We start from the raw sequence: 16,610 nt of genomic DNA on the forward strand, positions 1-16,610 counted from the left end.
TCTCGACGGGGTAGGTGCGGCCCGACACCTCAATGATCGGGGCGGGCTCGCCCGTGCGGTGGTCGGCGAAGTGCTTCGCGAACGATTCGGGATCGATCGTCGCCGACGTAATGATCACCTTCAGGTCGGGGCGGCGGGGGCAACAGCGTGCGCAAATATCCGAGCAGGAAGTCGATGTTCAGCGAACGCTCGTGCGCCTCGTCGATGATGATCGTGTCGTACGCCTTGAGATCGCGGTCGCGGTGGATCGCGTTCAGCAGAATGCCGTCAGGTCATCAGCCGGATCTTCCGGTCCTTCGACGGCCTTGATCAGTTGAACCGCACCTGGTAGCCCACGAGTCCGCCCAGCTCGTGCCGGTCTCCTCGGCGATGCGCTCGGCGATGTGCGGGCGGCGATCCTGCGCGGGCTGCGTGTGCGCGATCCGCTCGCGGCCGAGCGCGAGCGCGATCTTCGGGAGCTGCGTGGTCTTTCCCGACCCCGTCCTCGCCCGCGACGATGACGACCTGGTGGTCGGAGATCGCCTGCTGGATTTCGTCTCGCATCTGCGAGACCGGGAGGTTCCTCGGGAACTCGATGCGGGGGCGTGGCTTTCGGGGTTCGACATAACAGGATCCATTATCGCGCGAGTCATAGACTGGCACCCATTCGACTTCAAGGAGAGACTGTGGCTGCACTCGATATCCCGAACATCACCCTGCACGACGGCACCGAGATTCCCCAGCTCGGGCTGGGCGTCTTCAAGGTCGACCCAGGCGAAGCGGAGCGCGTTGTCGCCGACGCGCTCGCCGCAGGCTACCGTCACATCGATACCGCCGCGATCTACCGGAACGAGGCCGAGGTGGGGGCTGCGATCGCCGCGAGCGGCATCCCGCGCGACGAGCTGTTCGTGACCACGAAGCTTTGGAACAGCGACCAGACCCGCGGCGAGGAGGCCTTCGCCGAGAGCCTCGAGAAGCTCGGGCTTGACCGCGTTGACCTCTACCTCGTGCACTGGCCGCAGCCGATGTTTGGCGAGGCGCTCACCGCGTGGAAGTCGCTGCTGAAGATCCACGAGTCGGGGCGCGCGGCCTCGATCGGTGTCTCGAACTTCGAGATCTCTGACCTTGAGGAGATCATCTCGGAGACCGGCGTCGTGCCGACCGTGAACCAGATCGAGCTGCACCCGCTGCACCAGCGCCGCGAACTCGTTGAGTACTGCGAGTCCAAGGGCATCCGCATTGAGGCCTGGGGGCCGCTCGCGCAGGGCAAGTCAGACCTGTTCGAGCGCCCGGCAATCGCTGACGCCGCTGCCGCGCACTCGAAGACCCCGGCTCAGGTGATCCTCCGCTGGCACGCGCAGCAGGGGCGCATCGTGTTCCCCAAGACCGTGCGCGCCGAGCGCATGGTGGAGAACGCACAGATCTTCGACTTCGAACTCTCGGACGCCGAGATGGCCGCGATTGACGCCCTCGACGAGCAGAAGAACTTCGGGTCGAACCCGCACGAGATGGACGCCCGGTAGGAGGGCACCTGCCACCTGGCCCTTCACCCCAGCTTTGTCTCGGTTTTGACGTACTTGGAGGGGTGTGAACTACGTCAATCCGTAGACAAAGTTGCGGGGCTCTCGGGCCGACGGAGTAGCGTGGAGTTATGGAGAGTCTGAGCCTCATCGATACCTGGCCCGTCGACAACGCTGCCGTTGCCGTCATCGCGAAAGACGGAACGGTTGTGGGTTCTCGAGGGGACCAAGAGAGGCAGTTCGCCCTCGCCTCGGTGACGAAGCTGTTGAGCGCCAGCGCGATCCTGCTCGCGATCGAGGAGGGGGCGCTCGAACTCGACGACCCGGCGGGCCCCGAAGGTTCCACGATTCGGCACCTACTCGCGCACGCCTCGGGGCTCGACTTCTCGGAAGACACCGTGCGAAGCCGCCCCGGCCAGCGACGCATCTACTCAAACCTCGGCATCGACGTGCTCGCTGAGACTTTTACGGAGCGCGCCGAGATGCCGTTCGCGGAATACCTGCGGGAGGGGCTGCTCGAGCCCCTCGGCATGCACTCCACGAAGCTCACGGGCAGCCCCGCCGCTGGCGGGGTCTCGACCGCCGCCGACCTGTCGCGCTTTGCCGCGGAACTGCAGAATCCGAGCATTCTGCACCCTGAGACGATCGCGCAGGCGACCCAGGTCGTGTTCCCCGGGATCGACGGCGTGCTGCCTGGCTACGGCCGCCAGCGCCCGAACGACTGGGGCCTTGGCTTTGAGATCAAGGATTCGAAGGCACCGCACTGGACGGGTAGCACGAATAGCCCGCAGACGTTTGGCCACTTCGGCCAGGCGGGCACGTTCCTGTGGGTCGATCCCGTCGCGGGGCTCGCGTGCGTCGGCCTCGCTGACCGCAACTTCGGCGAGTGGTCGGCTGAGGTCTGGCCGCCGTTCTCAGACGCGGTGCTCGCGGAATACGCACGCCTCAACGCATAAAGCCACCAGAGAGCGCCACCAAAATTTCACCACTGACAGCAGCGCAGCGAACGGAGCCAAGATGACCTCATCAACAGTGGGCGGTGCAGGCAGCCCCGCACCCATCACCGTCACGATCTCGGGGGCGGGCGGCCAGATCGGGTACGCGGCGATGTTCCGAATCGCGTCGGGGGCCATGTTCGGCCCCGACCAACCCGTCGCGCTTCGGCTGCTCGAAATCCCGCAGGGCGTGAAGGGCGCCGAGGGCGCGGCCCTCGAACTCACCGACTGTGCCTTCCCGCTGCTCGCGAGCGTCGACATTGCCACGGCGCCCGAGCGGGGTTTCGACGGGGCAAACGTCGCCCTGCTTGTCGGCTCGCGCCCCCGCACGGCTGGAATGGAACGCGCCGACCTCCTCGCAGCGAACGGTGCGATCTTCGGCCCGCAGGGGCGTGCGATCAACGATCACGCGGCGGAAGACGTCAGGGTGCTCGTCGTCGGCAACCCCGCGAACACTAACGCGCTGATCGCACAACGGAATGCGCCTGACGTGCCCGCCGACCGCTTCACCGCGCTCACGCGGCTCGACCACAACCGTGCGGTCGGCCTGCTCGCCGAGCGCGCGGGCGCCGCGGTCGCAGACATCTCCGGGGTGACGATCTGGGGCAACCACTCGACAACACAGTACCCAGACCTCAGCCACGCAACGGTGGCGGGGCGTCCAGCGCTCGACGTCGTCGGGGCAGAGTGGGGCCGCGGCGCCTACGCAGACCGGGTCGCGAAGCGCGGGGCCGAAATCATTGAGGTGCGCGGCGGCTCGTCCGTAGCATCGGCGGCGAACGCGGCTATCGACCACGTCCGCGATTGGGTGCTCGGCACGGGCAACGCGGCTGCGACGTCCGGCGCCCCGGCGCCGTGGACCTCGGTCTCGCTCCCGTCAACGGGCGCCTACGGGATTCCAGAGGACCTCATCGCCTCGGTTCCGGCGCGCTCGATCAACGGACAGTGGCAAGTCGTCGAGGGGCTCAGCGTCGACGAATTCTCGCGAGCGCGGATCGACGCCTCCGTCGCCGAGCTGGCCGCCGAGCGCGATCAAGTGGCGGCGCTCGGTCTCATCTGACAGCCACCCGGGCCCACCCGCTCCGGAAGCGTCCACCCGGTACGTCAAGCACCCGTAAGATAGAAGCATGTCCAAAGTTCTTTCTTCCCTTCCTGTAGGCGAGCGCGTTGGTATCGCGTTCTCCGGTGGTCTCGACACCTCATGCGCCGTTGCATGGATGCGCGAAAACGGTGCGATTCCCTGCACCTATACCGCAGACATTGGCCAGTACGACGAGCCAGACCTCGACGGTGTCGCGGCCCGCGCGAAGGAGTACGGCGCAGAGATCGCGCGTCACGTCGACGCGAAGCGCGCTCTCGTCGAGGAAGGCTTCGTGGCGCTGCAGACTGGCGCGTTCAACGTTCGCTCGGGCGGCAAGACCTACTTCAACACGACCCCCGTCGGCCGCGCAGTGACGGGCACACTGCTCGTCCGCGCGATGAAGGAAGACGGCGTCGACATCTGGGGCGACGGCTCGACCTACAAGGGCAACGACATCGAGCGTTTCTACCGCTACGGTCTCATGGCGAACCCGTCGCTGCGCATCTACAAGCCGTGGCTCGACAGCCAGTTCGTTGAAGAGCTCGGCGGCCGCCACGAGATGAGCGAGTGGCTCGTCGCGCACGGCTACCCGTACCGCGACTCGGCCGAGAAGGCGTACTCGACCGACGCCAACATCTGGGGCGCAAGCCACGAGGCGAAGCATCTCGAGTTCCTCGACAACGGGCTCGACATCGTGACCCCCATCATGGGCGTCGCTGCATGGCGCGAAGACGTTGAGGTCGTCACCGAGGAGGTCTCGGTTCGGTTCGAGGCAGGTCGCCCCGTCGCGATCAACGGCGTCGAGTACGACGATCCCGTAGCGCTCGTGTATGAAGCAAACGCGATCGGTGGCCGCCACGGCCTCGGTATCTCCGACCAGATCGAGAACCGCATCATCGAGGCGAAGTCGCGCGGCATCTACGAGGCACCGGGCATGGCCCTGCTGCACATCACGTACGAACGCCTCGTCAACGCGATCCACAACGAGAACACCCTCGCTTCGTACCACAACGACGGCCGCAAGCTCGGTCGCCTCATGTACGAGGGCCGCTGGCTCGACCCCGAGTCACTCATGCTCCGCGAGGCGCTGCAGCGCTGGGTTGGCTCGGCAGTCACGGGCGAGGTCACGCTGCGCCTTCGCCGTGGCGACGACTACACGATTCTCAACACCGAGGGCCCGAACCTCAGCTACCACCCCGAGAAGCTCTCGATGGAGCGCACCGTGGGTGCAGCCTTCGGCCCTGAGGACCGCATCGGTCAGCTCACCATGCGTAACCTCGACATTGCTGACTCGCGTCAGCGCCTCGAGCAGTACGCGGCGATGGGCCTCGTCGGGGGCGCGACTGCTGAGCTCGTCGGCAAGCTTGAGGCTGGCGGTGCAGACGAGATCGCGACCGCTGTCGGCGGCATCGACGAGAACGGTGACGAGCTCGGCCTCGCGGCTGCGTTCGACTCCGGCACCGACTAACGGCAGGCTGCCGATTCGGCAGCGGACTACGGACGAACGGCTGTGGGCCGCGCCTGACTTCGGTCGGACGCGGCCCACAGCCGTATCCGGGGCGACCCCGCACAACGCAGCGAGTCCCGGTGCCCTTTCAGGAACCGGGACTCGCTTGCGGCCGCGTGAGCGGCGGGAGACGCTTAGGAAGCGCGGCGGGCGCGTGCTGCGCGACGCTTGAGAGCGCGGCGCTCGTCCTCGCTGAGGCCGCCCCAGACACCGGAATCCTGGCCGGTGTCCATTGCGTACTGGAGGCACATTTCCGTCACTGGGCAGCGGGCGCAGACGGCCTTGGCTCGCTCAATCTGATCCACTGCCGGCCCGGTGTTTCCAACCGGAAAGAACAGCTCGGGATCTACGGTCAGGCACGCAGCCTGTTCACGCCAATCCATACTTACCTCCTCTGCGTCGCACGTGCGATGCTCAATCTGTACACGCGCTAATCAGCAAAGACCAGGTAGCCTAAGAGAGATCGCGCGTTGCCTTTTGTCAACGTGACTGAGAATGCTCACACCGGCGTGCGCGAAACTCTTGATGAATATATGGTTCCACGGAATTGAACGAAAGACAATAGGCTTTTTGCTGTTGTTTCAGGAAACGAATAGGTATGGTGACGAATATGCGCTCACGCTCCGCCTGGGTTGTGCTCGCAGCAGCACTCGCCGTCGAGTTGGTGCTGGGTCTCGCGCTCGTCGTGACCATGATTCCGACGTTTCCGGCGGCCGGGCCAGAACGTGAAGCGCTCGCCCCGCTCTGGATCAGCTTGCTGCTCAGCGTTATTATTTCGTGTGTGTGGGTCGCGATCACCCTTCTCGGATCGTTGCGGCGACAGGGGAGTTGGGTGCGCGGTTCGGCCGTGACCATCCACGTGCTCATGTTCGCCGCCGCCCTCGGGGTGTTCCAAGGCATCCTCGGGACGCCCGCGATCGGCGCGCTGCTCCTTGTTCTCGCGGTCGCCGGATTCGCGGCTGCGATCCTCGTCGGAAAGCCCGCACAGGGCGCGCCGCAGCCCAGCTAGCCCTCGCACAGCCCGCTCTTCGGGCTTCGGACGGCGGCGCAACAGTTCATCCCGCCGGGCCCAGAGGCGCAGCGGGATGAACGCTTGGTGGAGGAACGGTTGCCGGTCGCGCCGCTAGACGCCCACCATCTTCAGCACGCGAGCGACGTGACCGGTTGCCTTGATGTTGTAGAGCGCGCGCTCAACCTTGCCCTCTTCGTCAATGACGAAGGTCGAACGGATCACGCCCTCGACGATTCGCCCGTAGCTGTTCTTCTCGCCGAACGTGCCGTACGCGCGGTGCACCGCGGTATCGGGGTCGCTGAGCAGCGGGTACTCGAGGCCATCGCGCTCGGCGAAGCGCTTCAGCTTGTCGACCGCGTCGCGCGAAACGCCGATAACGCTGTAGCCTGCCGCTGCGAGCGGGGCCGTGGACTCCTGAAACTCGCAGGCTTCAGTCGTGCACGCGGGCGTCATCGCCTGGGGGTAAAAGAAGATGACGAGCTTCGAGCCACGGAACTCGCTGAGGCTTCGTTCGGTGCCATCTTGGTCGAGCAGCGTGAAGTCGGGGGCGGGCATACCTGGCTCAAGGATCACACGTTCAGTCATGCACCCCAGCCTAGCGGCGACCAGGGACAAGGGGCACGGGCTCTACCTGAGACCCGGCTGCCCGGAGTCGCTGGCAGGCGGCTGCTGGCCGTACGGCGCCTGCTGCCCGTGTGGCGGCTGCTGCCCGTATGGCGGCTGCTGCCCGTATGGCGACGGCTGCGCGAACTGCTGCGGCTGCGCGAACTGCTGCGGCACCGCGAACTGCTGCGGCACCGCGAACTGCGCGAGGTACTGGTGCTCGCGCGAGAGGTTGCCCTGCTGGAACGCCCAGAGCGCAGACACTCCGGCGGCCCCGAACCCCCGCTCCACGCGGCGCACGCTCATCGCCTGCGTGAGGCCGACGAGCGGCGTGAGGATGACACAGACGACGAAGAGTCCGAGCATCGGAAACCCGTTGAGCGAACCCGAGGTGATCGCGTACGGGCTCGCGAGCGGGGAGATGAGGATGAGGATCAGGCCAAAGCTCGGCACGATGATCCCGAGCCACAGCAGGGCGCTGAAGTAACTACCGGAACGAACGAAGTCCTTGACCATCCGGCGGACGATAACGCCGCTGGTGACGACGCCGCCGACGATGCAGAGCCAGCCGATGAACGCGAGCATGAGTGATGGGCCCGCGAGGCCGGCCCATGCGCCGAGTCCCAGGCCGTAGACCCCGAGCAGGAATAGCCCGAGTACTGGGAACACGACGCTCAAGAGCGGCTGCGTGAACGCCACGAGCGACTGGTAGCCCCGAGCGAGGTCGGGCAACGGCTTAGGCACGACCTGCGGGGGATAGCCCGGCGCAGCGGGCGCATGCCCAGGCGCCTGGGCATGCGGCGGCGCGTAGCGCGGGGTCGGGGGCTGCTGAGGCTGCTCGTCAGTCATGGCCCCAGTTTACGCGGAGCGCGTGAGAACCCGGGCTACTTCAGTAGGCGGCGGAGCGACTCGACCCGCCTCGCGCCGAGTGCGTCGAGTCGGCCGTCAGCGATCGCGAGGTCGAGCTCGCAGTCCGGCGCCTCGTCGGTGTGAGTGCAGCCGCGCGGGCAAGCGTCGAGGAGTGGGATCAGGTCGGTGAACCCGCGCAGAATGCCATCGCTTGTCACATGGCCCAGCCCAAAGGAGCGCACGCCGGGGGTATCGATGACCCAGCCGGTGTCGCCCCCGGCGGCCCCCGGGGTAGGCGCGCTGAGTGCGACGGACGAGGATGAGGTGTGGCGGCCGCGGCCCGTGACCTCGTTCACGTGGCCCGTCGCGCGGTCGGCCTCCGGGACGAGCGCGTTGATGAGCGTCGACTTTCCGACGCCAGAGTGGCCGACAAACACCGTGGTCTTGCCGGCAAGCGTCTCCCGGATCTGCGAGAGCACGCCCTCCGTCGAGTCGTCCTCCCACGCGCCGGGGGCCGAACGAAAGACCGGGACCTCGAGCGCGGCGAAGTTCTCGAGGAACGGTTCTGGGTCTGCGAGGTCGATCTTGGTCAGGCAGATGAGGGGCTGGATCCCGGCGTCGTACGCCGCGACGAGGTACCTGTCGACGAGACGTACGCGCGGCTCGGGGTTCGCGGCGGCGACAACGATGAGCATCTGCTCGGCGTTGGCGACCATGATGCGCTCGACGCGGTCGCTGTCGTCGGCGCTGCGCCGAAGCACCGTCGCGCGATCCTCAACCGAGACGATGCGCGCAAGCGACCCCTCCGTCCCTGACACGTCGCCGACGAGCTGCACCCGGTCGCCGATGACGATCGCCGTTTTCCGCAGCTCGCGGGCGCGCGCGGCGACGACGACGCGTTCGGGGAGCGCCTTCGGCCCGCCCTTTACCGCCGGGGTCGCGGGCACGAGCGCGGTGTAGCGGCCGCGGTCGACCGCGGTCACCATGCCGATGACGGCGTCGGAGTGCTCGGGACGGCGCTTCGTCCGGGGCCGGTTGGCCTTCGGGTTTGGGCGCGCCCGCACCTCGTGGTCCGCGTACTCGCCGTAGGGGGCGTCGTCATCGTCGTCGACGTTGAACCAGCTCACGCGGTCAGATCCCTTCGAGGAAGCCGCGCGCGATGCGCCCGAGGCCGCCGGCGATCTGGGCGCCCGAAACGGCGCCCTCGGCGGCGATGTCGAGCCCGAAGCCGAGCGGGTCGCGGTCGGTGTCGCTGTCAGCGCCGAGCAAGCCGTGCCAGAGCTCAGGGAACTCGGGGAGGGTCTTCGACGTCGATGCGATGTCGTCGATCAGCACCCCGGGGACGAGGAGGCCGATGAGCGCTCCCGTCGTCGCAATGCGATGGTCAGCGTACGCGCGCCACGGCCCGCCGTGCAGCTCCGCGGGGTGGATCGCGATGCCGTCCTCGAGCTCCTCAGCTCGGCCGCCGAGCCCGTTGATCTCCGCGACGAGCGCAGCGATGCGGTCGGTCTCGTGGTGGCGAGTGTGGCCGATGCCGGTGATCGTGCTCGGCTCGCCAGGCGAGCCATCGGGGCGGGGCAGCGCCGCGAGCGCCGCGAGGCCGACGAGGGTGGGCGAGAGTTCGCCGGCGTCGGGCATGTGGATGTTCACGCCGCGGAGCGCGCCCGTTCCCGTGACCGTGAGCGCGCCGTGTTCGAGCACGGCGATACCGCCGAACTCGGGGAGAAGGTCGCGCAGTTTGTCGCCCACCTGCGTCGTCTCGGCTGGCCAGTGCGGGATGGTCACGGTTCCCCCGACCGCGAGCGCCGCCGCGAGGAACGGGGCGGCGTTCGAGAGGTCGGGCTCAATCGTGATGTCGCGAGCACCGATCGGGCCGGGCTTCACTCGCCACTCACCGGTCGCGGGGGAGTCAGCCTCGACGCCGCGGGCACGCAGCGCCTCAAGCGTCATCTCGATGTGCGGCACGCTCGGCAGCCGCTCGCCGGTGTGGACGACGTGCACGCCCTGCTCAAAGCGGGGGGCCGAGAGCAGCAGCGCTGACACGAACTGGCTCGACAGCGAAGCGTCGACCTCGACGCGACCACCGCGAAGCCCGCCACCGCCGTGCACGGTGAAGGGCAGCGCGCCCCGGCCATCGTCTGAGATGTCAGCGCCGAGCGCTCGCAGCGCGTCGAGCACCGGGCGCATGGGGCGCTTGCGGGCGTAGGGGTCACCATCGAACGAGACCGGCCCGAGGGCGAGCGCCGCGACCGCCGGCACGAAACGCATCACGGTGCCAGCGAGACCGCAATCGATGCTCGTGGAGCCCGTGAGCTCGGCGGCGGGGGTGACCCGGAGGTCGGGGCCGTAGGGGTTCTTGCCCGGCAATGGGTCGATCGACGTGCCGAGGAGGCGCAGCGCCTCAACCATGAGGTCGGTGTCGCGCGAGTGCAGCGGAACGCGGAGCGTGCCGGGCTCATCCGCGAGCGCGGAGAGGATCAGCTCGCGCCCCGTCAATGACTTCGAGCCGGGGAGCGGCACGTACGCGTTGAGCGCGGCGCGGTCACCCGCGGAGTCAGTGTCGGCTGCCGGGGCAGCCCAAGCTTCGACGACGTCGTCGGGAATATCGCCCGAGCTCTTGCCGTCGTCTTCGTTTCCGCGGTTCAATTTTGCTGCCAGCATCAGTCTGAGCTTACCGGGCTTCGCACCGAGAGCGTAGGGAAGTCGCCAGATGACGGGATTCATAGCGAGGGGTGGTTAGGATCGAAGAGTGAAGAGCCACGAACAGGACGACGAGTCCGCGACCCTCAAGGCCCGCTTCGCCGACGAGGCGTTGCCGCTGCTTGACCAGCTGTTTGGCGCCGCGATGAAGATGACACGCAACCCGCAGGATGCGCAGGATCTCGTGCAGGAGACCTTTCTGAAGGCCTACCAGGCGTTTGCCTCGTTCCAAGAGGGCACGAACCTGAAGGCCTGGCTGTACCGTATCATGACGAACAGCTACATCAACACATACCGCAAGAAGCAGCGCCAGCCCTTCCTGGGGGCGGTCGAGGAGCTTGAGGACTGGCAGCTGGGAGGCGCCGAGTCGACGACCGCGATGGCATCGCAGTCGGCGGAGGCTGAAGCGATCGATCGCACGCCCGATTCGGTCGTGACGAGCGCGCTGAATGACCTGGCCGAAGATTTCCGGATGGCCGTCTACCTCGCCGACGTTGAGGGCTTCAGCTACCAGGAGATCGCAGACATTCAGGAGGTGCCGATCGGCACCGTCATGAGTCGCCTCCACCGTGGACGGGCGAAGCTCAGGCAGGTGCTTGGGGAATACGCGCGCGAGCAGGGCGTTGGACTAGACAGAGCCGAACAGGCGACCAAAACACCGACAACGAAGGGAGCCGCGCGATGAGCGACTGCGGATGCGACAAAGCCAAAGCCAACATTTATGAGTTGCTGCGCGGTGAGCTGTGCGCTGAGGAATCGGCCCCGATCCGGGAGCACCTCGAGCACTGTGCCGACTGCCAGAACGAGCAGAGCGTCTGCGCGCGCCTCACCTCAGCCGTACGCCGTGCCTGCGAAGAAGAACGCGACGGCGCTGCGCCAGCAGACCTGCGAGACGCGATTCTCCGAGGCCTCACCGTCTAGCTTTACCGGGCCAGGCCATCCTCGGGGGTGGTCGGGTCCCGAACCTCACTCGTTCGGACGCTGTCGCGGCGGCGAGCTCGTTCCACAACTCCACATCCTCACTGGTTGGGAGGACGTCAAGAATGTTCTTCCAGACGAGCCAGGATGGCATCAGGGTTAGCGCGAACTGTTGCCGCGTGAAGACGCCGCCCTGTTGGAACGGGACGATCACTCCGGATGGCGTGTCTAGCCACGCTAGGGTGTGCTCGCGCAGTTCCTGCCTTCCCTGGCTCCGGAGACATCAGCCGTCCAGCCGGGGGCAAGCCGGAGCTCCCATGGGAATTCCGCTTCCCTGACGAAGACCTCGTCGCCGCCCAAACTATGCGTAGCGCTGTTCGGCATCAGTCTCCCTTCGGACGCACGTCTCCCGTACCTCGCGCTACGCCTCGCCTCCGGGCCTTTTGCCGCTTGCGCGCGCGGCGTCGCCCGCGTCGCTCCTGGTCGTGCGCGCGAATCCACTTCGGAACGCAGAATGGCGGAGCCGGGACGCCCGCGTAGACCAGGAGTACGAGTGCGCCAAGTGCGAGGCATGCGAGAACGGGGAGCGCGGCGACGCGAGTGACTAGTGGATTTGGGACTCCCACATTCTCGGCGAAGCGCATCAACAAGATCACCGAGAGTCCCATAAGGAAACCAGGCACCCCGTACATCAGCGTAGAACGCAAGTACCCTTGGTGCCAGGTTGAAGAAGATGGAGTGAGTAACCATCTCACCCAGAAGCCAAGCGCCGCGAGCGAGAGAAGCCCGCCGAATAGAGTCCACAGGATCATCAGGTACCGAACAACCCTCCGAAGAATATACCGGCCGATTGCGGGCCAACGGCTATACCCGCACCGATCTTAGTTGCAGCGTCAGCGACGCCTTGGGTCGCCTTTCCGGCAACGTCCTTGATCTGATCACCCAGCCATTGGCCGGCGGTAGTCCCGGCAAATCCGCCGATCAAACCTCCGACCACTGTTCCCACGCCGGGGATCGCCGCTTCAACGGTGCAGAGTTCAGTGGAAGGGCGTGCGTGACGGCCGGAAAAGCCCTCGCACGCGTGCGAGGCGAGCTGGGATCGAGACCAACCCTGAACGCGGAGCGTGGACGCGGCGCGCTCAGCGGCTTTCACGAGGCCGTCGGCAGCCTCGGGACTGAACTGAACCATACGCACATCATTTCAGGGGGCAATCATGTTTGCAACAGTTGACGTGAATTGTGTTGTCGAAAGCGGTCTGACCTGTGGCGCGGGGTCCAACGTGTGAGTGTTCAAAGAGACACACGCACGCACCCATCAAACGCACCGGCCCCGGGGCCGCATTAGCCTCCGAGGCCTCACCGTCTAGCCCGGTTACTCCTCGTCGTGCCAGCCGGTGCAGACGTCGACCCATCCGAGCGCGTCGCTGAGCTCCTCAAGCTCGGCGATCGTCAGCTCGACGGCTGAGTTCGCGCTGCCCGCGGCCGGGAACACTGTCGCGAAGCGCCTGAGCGATGCGTCGAGGTAGACGCGTGCCTCGTCGGGGTTCGCAAACGGGCACACGCCGCCGACGGGGTGGCCGGTGAGCCGCTCAACGTCGTCGAACTTCAGCATGCTCGGCTTCGCGCGGAACTCGCGTTTGAACATGCCGCCGTTGACCTTCGCGTCGCCCGCAGCGACGACGAGGATTGCGCCGGGCTCGTCGGTCGTGCTTGCAAACGCGAGCGTCTTCGCGATGCGCGCTGGCTCGGTGCCGGCCTGTTTCGCGGCGAGCTCGACCGTCGCGCTCGACTCGGCGAACTCGAGAATGCTTCCGTTCCAGCCCTGCGCCAGCAGGTGGGTGCGCACGGTGTCGATGCTCATGTCTATCCTTCGCTCGGTGGGGCGCTGGCCTCGCCGCGCCAGGTGGTGTCGGGGAGCCGCAGCCGCGAGGCGACGAGCTCCCGTGTGTACGGGTGCGTTGGGGCTTCGAGAAGCTCGGCGGTCGGCCCGTCCTCGACGATCTTGCCGCCCTGCATGACCACCGTGCGCTCAGCGAGCTGCGGCACGATGCCGAGGTCGTGCGTGATCGTCACGAGGGTGAGCCCGAACTCTTCCCGCAGCTCGGCGAGGAGGCCGAGCACGCGCGCCCGCACGAGCACGTCGAGCGCACTCACCGGTTCGTCGCCGACGAGCAGCTCGGGCCCGTGCACAATCGCTCGGGCGACGGCGATGCGCTGCCGCTGCCCGCCGGAAAACGCATCGGGGTAGCGGGTCGCGGCGCTCGCAGGCAGGCCGACGAGCTCCAGCACGGCGCGCACCATCGCGCCGTGGTCGCCGGCGACCCCTGCGCCCTCGAGCGACTCGGAGACCGACTGTTCGATGGTGCGCCGCGGGTTGAACGACGAGTACGGGTCTTGGAAGACGAGGCCGGTGCGGCGGCGCAGCCAGCCCAGGTCGCCAGAACGTGCGTCGACCTCGCGGCCCGCGAAGCGGATGGTGCCGGTGGTCGGCTTGCTCAGGCCGAGGAGCTGCCTGATGAGTGTGGTCTTGCCCGATCCTGATTCCCCGACGATTGCGACGCTCTCGCCGCGCTCGATCGTGAGCGAGGCGCCGTCGAGGGCGCGTACGACCTGGCCGCGCTCGAAGAGCTTGCGTGCCGGGGTGCGAAACTCCTTCGAGACGTCAGTGAGCTCGACGAGCGGGTGGCCTGCCTCGCGGGCGCGCTGCTCCGCGTCCGGGAGGTTTAACTGCCCGGTCCAAGGGGTACTGCCCGTCCAAGTGGCGGCCGGCGTCTGGTCGTTCATGCGGCTTCCCCTCCTGCCGCTGCGATGAGCGCCTGGGTGACCTCGTGGGTGGGGCGCTCGAGAATCTCTCGCACGCTGCCCTGCTCGACGATCTGCCCGTCGGCGAACACGAGCACGCGCTCGGCGACCTGATTCACGACAGCGATGTCGTGCGTGATGCAGACGAGGGAGCACTCGTCGCGGTCGGTGATTTCGGTAAACAGCTCGAGGATGCCGCGCTGCACGGTCACGTCGAGCGCGGTCGTCGGTTCGTCAGCGAGCAGCAGGCCAGGCGACGCCGAGATCGCCGCGGCGATCGCCGCTCGCTGCCGCTGGCCGCCCGACACCTCGTGCGGGTAGGCGCGAACGATACGTTCAGGATCGCGGAGCCCGACCTGCCGCGCAAGCCTGAGCGCCGCCTCGCGCCGCTGAGCGCGACCGAGGTGGTAGTGGATCGCGAGCGCCTCCGTCATTTGGGTTCCGAGCCGACGGAACGGGCTCAGCGCTGTCTTCGGCTCCTGGAAGACCATGCCAATGCGGTCGCCGCGAATCGCCGCGAGCTCGCGGTCGCTCAGCCCGAGCAGCTCGCGCCCGTTCGCCCGCACCGAGCCGCTCACCGTCGCCTCGCGGGGGAGGAGGCCGGCAATTGCGAGCGCCGTCATCGTCTTGCCCGAGCCCGAGCCGCCGATGATGCCGAGCCGCTCGCCGGCCTCGAGGTAGAAGCTGATACCGTGCAGAATCTCGGTGCCGCCAATCGAGACCCTGAGATCCTTGACCTCGAGCTCGGTCGCGCCCGTCTCCACAGTGTCGTGCTGTTCGTTCACCGGGGCACCTCCGCGGTCTCATCGGCAGGCTCGCGCATGTCGAGCGCGTCTCGAAGCTGGTCGCCAAACAGGAAGAACGCGAGCACCGTGACCGTGATCGCAAGGCCCGGCCACACCACGGTCTCCGGGTAGACGGACACGAAGCGCTGCGTCGACGCGAGCATTCCGCCCCATGAGGGCACGTCTTTCGGGGCGCCGAACCCGAGGTAGCTCAGGCTCGCCTCAGCGAGCACCGCCGTGCCCATCGTCCAGGTGACCTGCACGATGTAGACGGGGAGCACGCTCGGGATGAGGTGGCGGAACAGGATCCGGGTGCGCGAGAGCCCGGCGACCTGGGCGGCGACCACGAAGTCGGCGCCCTGCACCTGCCGGAACTCGGCGCGCAGTACGCGCCCCATGGAGACGCCGAACGCGACCCCGAGCGCGGCGACGACGATCGGAATGCCACTGCCGAAGACCGCGGTGAGCATGATCGCGAGGAGCGTGGTCGGGAACGCGACGAGCACGTCGATGCCGACCGCCACAACCTCGCGGACTGGGCGCCCCCCGAGCCCGCCGAGCAGCGCGAGCACGAAGCCGATGAGGCTCGCGAGTGCGCCGGTGCCCAGCGCGACCCCGAAGGAGACGCGGCTGCCGGCGATGAGGCGTGATGCGATGTCGCGGCCGCTGCCGTCGGTGCCGAGCCAGTGCTCGCCCGACGGTGGCAGCCACACGTTGCCGGTCGCGTGGTTCGGGTCTTGTGGCAGCCAGAAGTACGAGGCGATCGACACGCAGGCGACGAGCACAAGCACGCCGACCGCGAAAACACCGACGGGCTTTCGCATGACTTTTCGGAGCGTCTTCATTCTTCGCCCTCCGCCCGGAGCCGCGGGTCGATGATGCGGTGCACCACATCGACGAGAGCCCCCATGACGAGAATCACGGAGGTGAGTACCAAGAGCGTCGACTGGACCTTCGGGAGGTCGCGCTCGCCGACGTCGGAAACGAGCATTGTGCCGAGGCCCGGGAGGCTGAACAGCTGCTCGACGACGACGGCACCGACGAGCAGCGCCGCCGCCTGGAGGCCAAGCATCGAGATGATCGACAGCCCGACGCCCGGGAGCCCCTGCGTGAGGAGCGCGCGGAGCCTGGAGTTCCCCTGCGACATCGCGGTGCGCACGTGGTCAGCGTCGAGCGCGCGCAGCGTCGCGCTTCGCACGAGCCGGAAGAGGATCGCGCCCTCGATGAGGCCGATCGTGAGGGCGGGCAGCACGAGTGACCGGAACGCTTGGAACGGCCGCTCCCACCCGTCTTGCGGGAACCCCTGGGACGGCAGCCACCCGAGCCACGACGAGAGCACCAGCGTGCCGAGGAGGCCCGCCCACACGACAGGGATCGCGGAGGCGAGCACGCTCGAGGCCGACACGAGCTGCCCGAGCGTCGTCGAATTGCGGTACGCGGCGAACACCCCGAGCGGCAGCGCCACGAGCAAGACGACGGCGAGCGACATGATCGTCAGCGGAATGGTGACCTCCGCCTTCTCGGCGAGTTCGGAGGAGATCTCTGTTCCCGTGACGACGGAGTGCCCGAGATCGAAGCGCAGCACGCCGCCGATCCAGTCGACGTACTGGGCGAACAGCGGTCGGTTCAGGCCCAGCTGCTCGCGCAGCGCCTCGACCTGGGCCGGGGATGCCTGGGTGCCGCCAATGACCTGGGCGACGTCGCCCGGAAGAATTCGCAACGTTGCGAAGATGAGTACGCTCGCGACGAGCCAGGCGAGAGCCAGGAGGCCTGCGCGGCCAATGATGAATCGCGTCACGTTCCGAGACTACTCACTCTGGGGCCTCCTATGTGCGTAGGCGTGAGACGTGTTCGGGCTC

The 16,610-nt window shown here is 67.3% G+C and carries 18 protein-coding genes and 1 pseudogene; 7 read left to right on the forward strand and 12 right to left on the reverse strand.

What is annotated here, in order from left to right; translation table 11 throughout:
* Nucleotides 1-543 (reverse strand): annotated as a pseudogene (locus tag FB468_RS00005) (DEAD/DEAH box helicase); the annotation flags it as partial.
* A 122-nt stretch (nucleotides 544-665) separates the two neighbouring features.
* Here FB468_RS00005 and FB468_RS00010 point away from each other — a divergent pair.
* The 4 genes from FB468_RS00010 (at nucleotide 666) to argG (ending at nucleotide 5,043) form a co-directional block, all read left to right on the forward strand.
* The gene (locus tag FB468_RS00010; protein ID WP_141885533.1) at nucleotides 666-1,502 is read left to right on the forward strand and encodes an aldo/keto reductase; all 837 of its coding nucleotides are present in this window, start codon (nucleotides 666-668) and stop codon (nucleotides 1,500-1,502) included.
* A gap of 128 nt (nucleotides 1,503-1,630) precedes the next feature.
* Complete coding sequence (locus FB468_RS00015) at nucleotides 1,631-2,455, forward strand: serine hydrolase domain-containing protein (protein WP_141885534.1); 825 nt, start codon at nucleotides 1,631-1,633, stop codon at nucleotides 2,453-2,455.
* 61 nt (nucleotides 2,456-2,516) lie between these two features.
* A complete protein-coding gene (locus FB468_RS00020; protein ID WP_141885535.1) occupies nucleotides 2,517-3,554 on the forward strand; it encodes a malate dehydrogenase in 1,038 nt (345 codons plus the stop codon).
* Nucleotides 3,555-3,621: 67 nt separating this feature from the next.
* Nucleotides 3,622-5,043: an argininosuccinate synthase gene (gene argG / locus FB468_RS00025; RefSeq protein WP_141885536.1), complete on the forward strand. Its 1,422-nt coding sequence runs from the start codon at nucleotides 3,622-3,624 to the stop codon at nucleotides 5,041-5,043.
* A gap of 173 nt (nucleotides 5,044-5,216) precedes the next feature.
* Here the strand turns inward: argG and FB468_RS00030 are convergent, their stop codons facing one another.
* Complete coding sequence (locus FB468_RS00030) at nucleotides 5,217-5,465, reverse strand: WhiB family transcriptional regulator (protein ID WP_042543325.1); 249 nt, start codon at nucleotides 5,463-5,465, stop codon at nucleotides 5,217-5,219.
* 227 nt (nucleotides 5,466-5,692) lie between these two features.
* Here FB468_RS00030 and FB468_RS00035 point away from each other — a divergent pair, with 227 nt between their 5' ends.
* Complete coding sequence (locus FB468_RS00035; protein WP_246055647.1) at nucleotides 5,693-6,091, forward strand: hypothetical protein; 399 nt, start codon at nucleotides 5,693-5,695, stop codon at nucleotides 6,089-6,091.
* A 114-nt stretch (nucleotides 6,092-6,205) separates the two neighbouring features.
* Here FB468_RS00035 and bcp read toward each other — a convergent pair whose 3' ends face one another.
* The 4 genes from bcp to aroA are packed head-to-tail and all read right to left on the reverse strand — an operon-like array spanning nucleotide 6,206 to nucleotide 10,207.
* Nucleotides 6,206-6,679, reverse strand: coding sequence for a thioredoxin-dependent thiol peroxidase (gene bcp, locus FB468_RS00040; RefSeq protein WP_141885538.1), 474 nt, complete (start codon nucleotides 6,677-6,679; stop codon nucleotides 6,206-6,208).
* A gap of 42 nt (nucleotides 6,680-6,721) precedes the next feature.
* Nucleotides 6,722-7,546, reverse strand: a complete 825-nt coding sequence (locus FB468_RS00045) for a hypothetical protein (RefSeq protein ID WP_141885539.1) — start codon at nucleotides 7,544-7,546, stop codon at nucleotides 6,722-6,724.
* Between the two features lie 35 nt (nucleotides 7,547-7,581).
* Complete coding sequence (gene rsgA / locus FB468_RS00050; RefSeq protein WP_141885540.1) at nucleotides 7,582-8,673, reverse strand: ribosome small subunit-dependent GTPase A; 1,092 nt, start codon at nucleotides 8,671-8,673, stop codon at nucleotides 7,582-7,584.
* Nucleotides 8,674-8,677: 4 nt separating this feature from the next.
* Complete coding sequence (gene aroA / locus FB468_RS00055) at nucleotides 8,678-10,207, reverse strand: 3-phosphoshikimate 1-carboxyvinyltransferase (RefSeq protein WP_141885541.1); 1,530 nt, start codon at nucleotides 10,205-10,207, stop codon at nucleotides 8,678-8,680.
* A gap of 88 nt (nucleotides 10,208-10,295) precedes the next feature.
* Between aroA and FB468_RS00060 the strand changes: the two genes are divergently transcribed.
* Complete coding sequence (locus tag FB468_RS00060) at nucleotides 10,296-10,931, forward strand: sigma-70 family RNA polymerase sigma factor (RefSeq protein WP_141885542.1); 636 nt, start codon at nucleotides 10,296-10,298, stop codon at nucleotides 10,929-10,931.
* The gene (locus tag FB468_RS00065) at nucleotides 10,928-11,167 is read left to right on the forward strand and encodes a zf-HC2 domain-containing protein (protein WP_141885543.1); all 240 of its coding nucleotides are present in this window, start codon (nucleotides 10,928-10,930) and stop codon (nucleotides 11,165-11,167) included. Before FB468_RS00060 ends, FB468_RS00065 begins: the two co-directional genes overlap by 4 nt.
* Before the next feature lie 808 nt (nucleotides 11,168-11,975).
* Here FB468_RS00065 and FB468_RS00070 read toward each other — a convergent pair.
* From FB468_RS00070 to FB468_RS00095, 6 genes are all read right to left on the reverse strand, one after another.
* Entirely contained in the window at nucleotides 11,976-12,353 is a 378-nt protein-coding gene (locus tag FB468_RS00070; protein ID WP_141885544.1) for a hypothetical protein, read from the reverse strand.
* Between the two features lie 183 nt (nucleotides 12,354-12,536).
* A complete protein-coding gene (locus FB468_RS00075) occupies nucleotides 12,537-13,025 on the reverse strand; it encodes a YbaK/EbsC family protein (protein WP_141885545.1) in 489 nt (162 codons plus the stop codon).
* Between the two features lie 2 nt (nucleotides 13,026-13,027).
* A complete protein-coding gene (locus tag FB468_RS00080) occupies nucleotides 13,028-13,948 on the reverse strand; it encodes an ABC transporter ATP-binding protein (protein WP_141885546.1) in 921 nt (306 codons plus the stop codon).
* Nucleotides 13,945-14,751: an ATP-binding cassette domain-containing protein gene (locus tag FB468_RS00085; protein ID WP_246055650.1), complete on the reverse strand. Its 807-nt coding sequence runs from the start codon at nucleotides 14,749-14,751 to the stop codon at nucleotides 13,945-13,947. The genes FB468_RS00080 and FB468_RS00085 overlap by 4 nt, the downstream gene beginning before the upstream one ends.
* On the reverse strand, nucleotides 14,748-15,596 hold the full coding sequence (locus FB468_RS00090; RefSeq protein WP_141885547.1) for an ABC transporter permease: 849 nt from the start codon (nucleotides 15,594-15,596) through the stop codon (nucleotides 14,748-14,750). Before FB468_RS00090 ends, FB468_RS00085 begins: the two co-directional genes overlap by 4 nt.
* Complete coding sequence (locus FB468_RS00095) at nucleotides 15,593-16,549, reverse strand: ABC transporter permease (protein ID WP_141885548.1); 957 nt, start codon at nucleotides 16,547-16,549, stop codon at nucleotides 15,593-15,595. Before FB468_RS00095 ends, FB468_RS00090 begins: the two co-directional genes overlap by 4 nt.
* Nucleotides 16,550-16,610 lie beyond the last annotated feature (61 nt).

This window comes from Leucobacter komagatae (genome assembly GCF_006716085.1).
Lineage (GTDB): Bacteria > Actinomycetota > Actinomycetes > Actinomycetales > Microbacteriaceae > Leucobacter > Leucobacter komagatae.

What these genes read in the sequence shown, in the direction of transcription:
- FB468_RS00015 (WP_141885534.1), top strand. Translation starts at nt 1,631, where the DNA reads ATGGAGAGTCTGAGCCTCATCGATACCTGGCCCGTCGACAACGCTGCC.
- FB468_RS00090 (WP_141885547.1), bottom strand. Translation starts at nt 15,596, where the DNA reads ATGAAGACGCTCCGAAAAGTCATGCGAAAGCCCGTCGGTGTTTTCGCG.
- argG (WP_141885536.1), top strand. Translation starts at nt 3,622, where the DNA reads ATGTCCAAAGTTCTTTCTTCCCTTCCTGTAGGCGAGCGCGTTGGTATC.
- FB468_RS00070 (WP_141885544.1), bottom strand. Translation starts at nt 12,353, where the DNA reads ATGGTTCAGTTCAGTCCCGAGGCTGCCGACGGCCTCGTGAAAGCCGCT.
- FB468_RS00075 (WP_141885545.1), bottom strand. Translation starts at nt 13,025, where the DNA reads ATGAGCATCGACACCGTGCGCACCCACCTGCTGGCGCAGGGCTGGAAC.
- FB468_RS00035 (WP_246055647.1), top strand. Translation starts at nt 5,693, where the DNA reads ATGCGCTCACGCTCCGCCTGGGTTGTGCTCGCAGCAGCACTCGCCGTC.
- FB468_RS00065 (WP_141885543.1), top strand. Translation starts at nt 10,928, where the DNA reads ATGAGCGACTGCGGATGCGACAAAGCCAAAGCCAACATTTATGAGTTG.
- FB468_RS00045 (WP_141885539.1), bottom strand. Translation starts at nt 7,546, where the DNA reads ATGACTGACGAGCAGCCTCAGCAGCCCCCGACCCCGCGCTACGCGCCG.
- aroA (WP_141885541.1), bottom strand. Translation starts at nt 10,207, where the DNA reads ATGCTGGCAGCAAAATTGAACCGCGGAAACGAAGACGACGGCAAGAGC.
- FB468_RS00080 (WP_141885546.1), bottom strand. Translation starts at nt 13,948, where the DNA reads ATGAACGACCAGACGCCGGCCGCCACTTGGACGGGCAGTACCCCTTGG.
- FB468_RS00030 (WP_042543325.1), bottom strand. Translation starts at nt 5,465, where the DNA reads ATGGATTGGCGTGAACAGGCTGCGTGCCTGACCGTAGATCCCGAGCTG.
- FB468_RS00020 (WP_141885535.1), top strand. Translation starts at nt 2,517, where the DNA reads ATGACCTCATCAACAGTGGGCGGTGCAGGCAGCCCCGCACCCATCACC.
- bcp (WP_141885538.1), bottom strand. Translation starts at nt 6,679, where the DNA reads ATGACTGAACGTGTGATCCTTGAGCCAGGTATGCCCGCCCCCGACTTC.